Genomic DNA, 4,304 nt, shown 5'->3' on the forward strand with positions numbered 1-4,304 from the left:
GAGCGCGGTGCTGAGAATCAAGCAGCTAATGGTGATGAACACGGTCATCCCGGCCCCTTCGAGCAGGATCGGGACGAACTCGACGATGTCGCTCCAACGCATGATTCGCCTTTCTAATAATCGTTGCACTGCATGGCCGGCGCCGATCGCCAGTGCCGCCATCGAGGACGGTTGCTCTCGATGGCGGCACTTGGACAATCGGGCAAACCGGCCGTCTCCTTACCCATGGGCCATACTCATGCGCATCGCTCGGGCCGGGTCAACTGCTTCGAACCTAGCCGGGGATACGCATCACTATGCGCTTCTCCAACAATCGATCGACCACGCGTACGTCAATCCACGAAATTCCATTTCTTCAGGATCTTATCCAGCGTTCCGTCCGCCTTGATCTTGGCGAGCCCGTCGTTGATCTTCGAAAGCAGTGCCTCATTGCCCTTCTTCACGCCGAAAGCGATAGGCACCCTGCGCAGCGGCATGAAACCGTCGACGACGCGGCAGCCCTGCAGCGTCCCGGCCGCTTCCTGCGCCTTCCATACCGGATAGTCATTGAATGCGGCCGTAATACGACCCAGCGCAACGTCGCGCGCCATGTCCGCTCCGGTGTTGTACAACTTGACTTCCTTGAAGATGCCGAGCTTCATCAGTTCCTCGGAGGTCTCCTCCCCCACGCCCGCTCCGACGACCGTGCCCTTCAAATCTTGGATGGTGTGGTAGCTCGTCTTATCCGAGGCGTTGACGATGATCCCTTTTCCAAAAAACGCCACGGGCTGCGAGAAATCGATGACTTCCGCGCGCTTCGGCGTGGGGGACATGCCGGCAACGATGAGGTCGATCTTGTCGGAGACAACGGACTGAATCAACGCGGAAAAAGGGATGACGTCGAACGATACGTCGAACCCTTCGCGCTTCCCGATTTCACGGATCACGTCGGGCATGACTCCCGCGATCTCATGGGTCTTTAGGTCCAAGAACGCATTCGGAACGCTGGACGGCGTAGTCCCGGCGGAAATCTTGACCGTTGCTGCGCATGCATGGCCGACGCCGAACGCCATGGAAAGGGCGACTGCGGCCACGGCGAAGATACGCCGGAAGAAGCTGGCATGGATGCCGGAAACAGACTGCGACGGATAGTGATACATGACGGATCCTCAACGAAAATTCTTCAGACAAACGCGGCAAAAGCCTATTCACGAGACGGTCGACAGCCTTAGCACCGCGATGGCACCCCCTGCGAAAGCGTCCCCCCTTATCAAACGACTGCAAACCAAGTTCAGGTCGTCGCGGCTGTCTTTGCCGCGCATACCGCGTCCTACAACAGAGCCTGACTAATAAGCCCGTACAACCTGCATACCGGATCGGGCGCGCCCCGGTGCGCTTCGGCGGGCGCGTTCAGCACCATCTTCGAGCAGGTGTCCACCCGCTTCAATCCCTGCTCGGCGAGCCAGTGGCTCAGGTTCGTTTCGGTGGGGACGTCGATACGAATGAACTCGTCCTCTCGCCGGGTGAGCCAATAGCCGATCAGCGCCTTTGCACGCGCATCGTCGCGCGAACGAAGCGCGACCACGGGCCCGATCGCATACCCGCGGCCAAAGCGGCGCAGCACCGAGAAGCCCGCGATCTCCCCATCACGTTCGAGCACGACGCCTTCGCCGCGCTCGAGCAACGTCGATAAAAGCTCATCGCGCGCAAGACCGGTCGCGCGCGAAGCGAGTTCGAACAGGCACGGGAAATCCGCGGGCATTGCCGCTCGCAGTCGTTCGCCGTCAAGCAGCGCGACCGGTGCCGCCCTCGCGACGTTCCCCTGACATTGATCCAAGGTCCCGCATTCGGCGAATCCAAGCTTTTCGTAAAGTGGGCGGCCGGCCGGCGTGGCATGCAGGAACGTGACGCGCGGTCCCAACTCGTCGAGGACAGCCTCCATCAGCTTGCGGCCTATCCCCCGACCCTGGTGCTCCGACGAGACGATGACGTGCCCGAGCGAGGCACGATCCGCTCCGAACTTCCAGCACATCGCCGTACCGATGACGACACCGTGTTCTTCAGCCACGAACCCTACTGCCGTTTCAGCGGAGAACTGCCAGTCCTGCGGCCGATAGGGCCAGCCGAGCGCCGTCGAGAGGCCATGAGCCGCAGAGATGTCGTCGGCCGTAAACGCTCGATACCGAACATCCGTCGTCGAAGGGAGATCGTTCACCGCGCATTCCTGTTTCATCGAGCGTGTTTTCCAAATGGTGCGCTTGCTGGACTTGCTGGACTTGCTCGGCGTGCAAAGCGAGCGGACCCCGAGCAGCGGACAACGTGAGCAGCCCTTAAGCGCGCTCTCGCCGCAGCCGGCAAGCATCATGGGATGCACTATAGGAAAGAATGTTTTTCCCGTGCTTAACAGCCAATAAACCGGCCGTTAAGATTCGATTAATGCTCCGGTCGGAGGAACGCCGGACTGTCGCTCCCGCCGCACGGAGGAGGTACTCGTATCGTCTCGGTCGCACGGACCGCCGAATCTCGGTCCTCCATCCATAGGATGGCGTGACGTGTCATTCATCATGATTTAACGCCGGATTTATTCTGCATTAAGCACAAGTTCGCAGTGAACTCCTATAGTGGTCTCTCCGTATCCGCGACGCCGGCGTCGAGAGCCGGCCGCGTGAAGAATTGCCAGGAGCCATAAATGAATTTGGAGTCGTTGAACACGCCCGCAGCATTGATCGATGTCGCGCGCATGAACCGCAACATCGAGCGGATGCAGCAACGCATGAACGCGCTCGGCGTGAAATTCAGGCCGCACGTCAAGACGACGAAATGCGAGCAGGTGGTCAAGGCACAAATGGAGGCCGGCGCACGCGGGATCACGGTGTCCACGCTCAAGGAAGCCGAACAGTTCTTCGCCACCGGCATCCGCGACATCGTGTACGCCGTGGGCATGGCCCCAACGAAACTCCAGCAAGCGCTGGCACTGCGTCGGCAAGGCTGCGACCTGAAGATCGTCGCCGATAGCGTCGCCTGCGCAGAGGCTATCGTCGCTTTCGGCCGCGAACACGATGAAGGCTTCGAAGTCTGGATCGAGATCGACGTAGACGGCCATCGTTCCGGCATCGCACCGGAGGACGACGTGCTGCTCGCCGTCGCCACGACACTCTCCAACGGCGGCATGCATCTTGGTGGGGTATTGGCTCACGCGGGCTCCAGCTACGACTATGACACCCATGACGCACTCGTGCGCATCGCCGAACAGGAACGTTCGGGGTGCGTGCGCGCCGCGCAGCGCATTCGGGCGGCAGGTCTGCCGTGCGACGTCGTGAGCATCGGATCGACGCCGACAGCACTGGCCGCCGAGCATCTTGACGGGGTAACCGAAGTCCGCGCTGGCGTCTACGTCATGTTCGATCTCGTCATGCATAACGTCGGCGTCAACGATACGTCCGAGATCGCATTGAGCGTATTGACCACGGTAATCGGGCACCAACGCGAGAAAGGCTGGGCGATCGTCGATGCGGGTTGGATGGCGATGAGCCGCGACCGGGGCACGCAGCGGCAAAAGCATGACTTCGGCTACGGGCTCGTCTGCCTCGAAAGCGGAGAGGTGCTGGGCGACTATCTGATGAGCGGTGCGAACCAGGAGCACGGCATCGTTTCCCGATCAGGCACGCCGGATCACGAGATCGAGCAGCGCTTTCCGATCGGGACGCGTCTGCGCGTGCTGCCCAATCACGCGTGCGCCACGGGGGCGCAGCATCCGGCCTACGAGGCTGTCAGCCGTGACGGCACTGTCGAAACCTGGCCGCGCTTCTACGGTTGGTAACGAACGCCGAATTCGAAGCCTGCCACTTTCCAGAACCGGTCTTCAGGCCGGGGGCCCCGCTCACCGCCCTAAAGGGCGAGGTTTCAAACAGGAGTCAGTTCTACGATGAAGTATGTCTCGACCCGCGGCGGCAGCGCCGATCGGCGGTTTTCGGAAGTGTTGATGGAAGGACTGGCGCCCGATGGCGGCTTGTACGTCCCCACCGCCTACCCGAAAGTCGATGATGCGACGCTGAAGCACTGGCGCGGCCTGTCGTACCCCGAACTGGCCTTCGAGATTCTTTCGCGGTATATCGACGACATCCCGGCCGAAGCACTGCGCTCTCTCATCGCCCGCACCTACACGCCGGAAATCTTCGGCTCTGCACAGATCGTGCCCTTGCGAACGCTCGACGAGTCGATCGCTTTGCTGAACCTGTCCAACGGCCCGACGTTCGCCTTCAAGGATATGGCGATGCAACTGTTGGGCAACCTGTTCGAAGCGGAGCTCGAGCGCCGCGGCGCAT

At 61.1% G+C, this 4,304-nt stretch carries 3 protein-coding genes and 1 pseudogene; 2 read left to right on the top strand and 2 right to left on the bottom strand.

Annotated elements, in window-relative coordinates; genetic code table 11:
- Positions 1 to 332: 332 nt before the first annotated feature.
- Both ACTHNZ_RS23855 and ACTHNZ_RS23860 read right to left on the bottom strand, forming a co-directional pair.
- Positions 333 to 1,139 (bottom strand): ABC transporter substrate-binding protein, encoded by an 807-nt coding sequence (locus tag ACTHNZ_RS23855; protein ID WP_440545062.1) that lies wholly within the window; start codon positions 1,137 to 1,139, stop codon positions 333 to 335.
- Between the two features lie 170 nt (positions 1,140 to 1,309).
- A complete protein-coding gene (locus tag ACTHNZ_RS23860; protein ID WP_440545063.1) occupies positions 1,310 to 2,212 on the bottom strand; it encodes a GNAT family N-acetyltransferase in 903 nt (300 codons plus the stop codon).
- A gap of 456 nt (positions 2,213 to 2,668) precedes the next feature.
- Here ACTHNZ_RS23860 and ACTHNZ_RS23865 point away from each other — a divergent pair, with 456 nt between their 5' ends.
- Positions 2,669 to 3,799, top strand: coding sequence for a DSD1 family PLP-dependent enzyme (locus ACTHNZ_RS23865; protein WP_440545064.1), 1,131 nt, complete (start codon positions 2,669 to 2,671; stop codon positions 3,797 to 3,799).
- A 105-nt stretch (positions 3,800 to 3,904) separates the two neighbouring features.
- Positions 3,905 to 4,304, top strand: a pseudogene (locus ACTHNZ_RS23870) (threonine synthase); the annotation flags it as partial.

The sequence above is a fragment of the Trinickia sp. genome, assembly GCF_051953955.1.
In the GTDB taxonomy this organism is placed as follows: Bacteria; Pseudomonadota; Gammaproteobacteria; order Burkholderiales; family Burkholderiaceae; genus Trinickia.

Bases quoted from the DNA above. Each gene is read 5' to 3' on its own strand.
- ACTHNZ_RS23860 (WP_440545063.1), bottom strand. From the start codon at position 2,212: ATGAAACAGGAATGCGCGGTGAACGATCTCCCTTCGACGACGGATGTT.
- ACTHNZ_RS23865 (WP_440545064.1), top strand. From the start codon at position 2,669: ATGAATTTGGAGTCGTTGAACACGCCCGCAGCATTGATCGATGTCGCG.
- ACTHNZ_RS23855 (WP_440545062.1), bottom strand. From the start codon at position 1,139: ATGTATCACTATCCGTCGCAGTCTGTTTCCGGCATCCATGCCAGCTTC.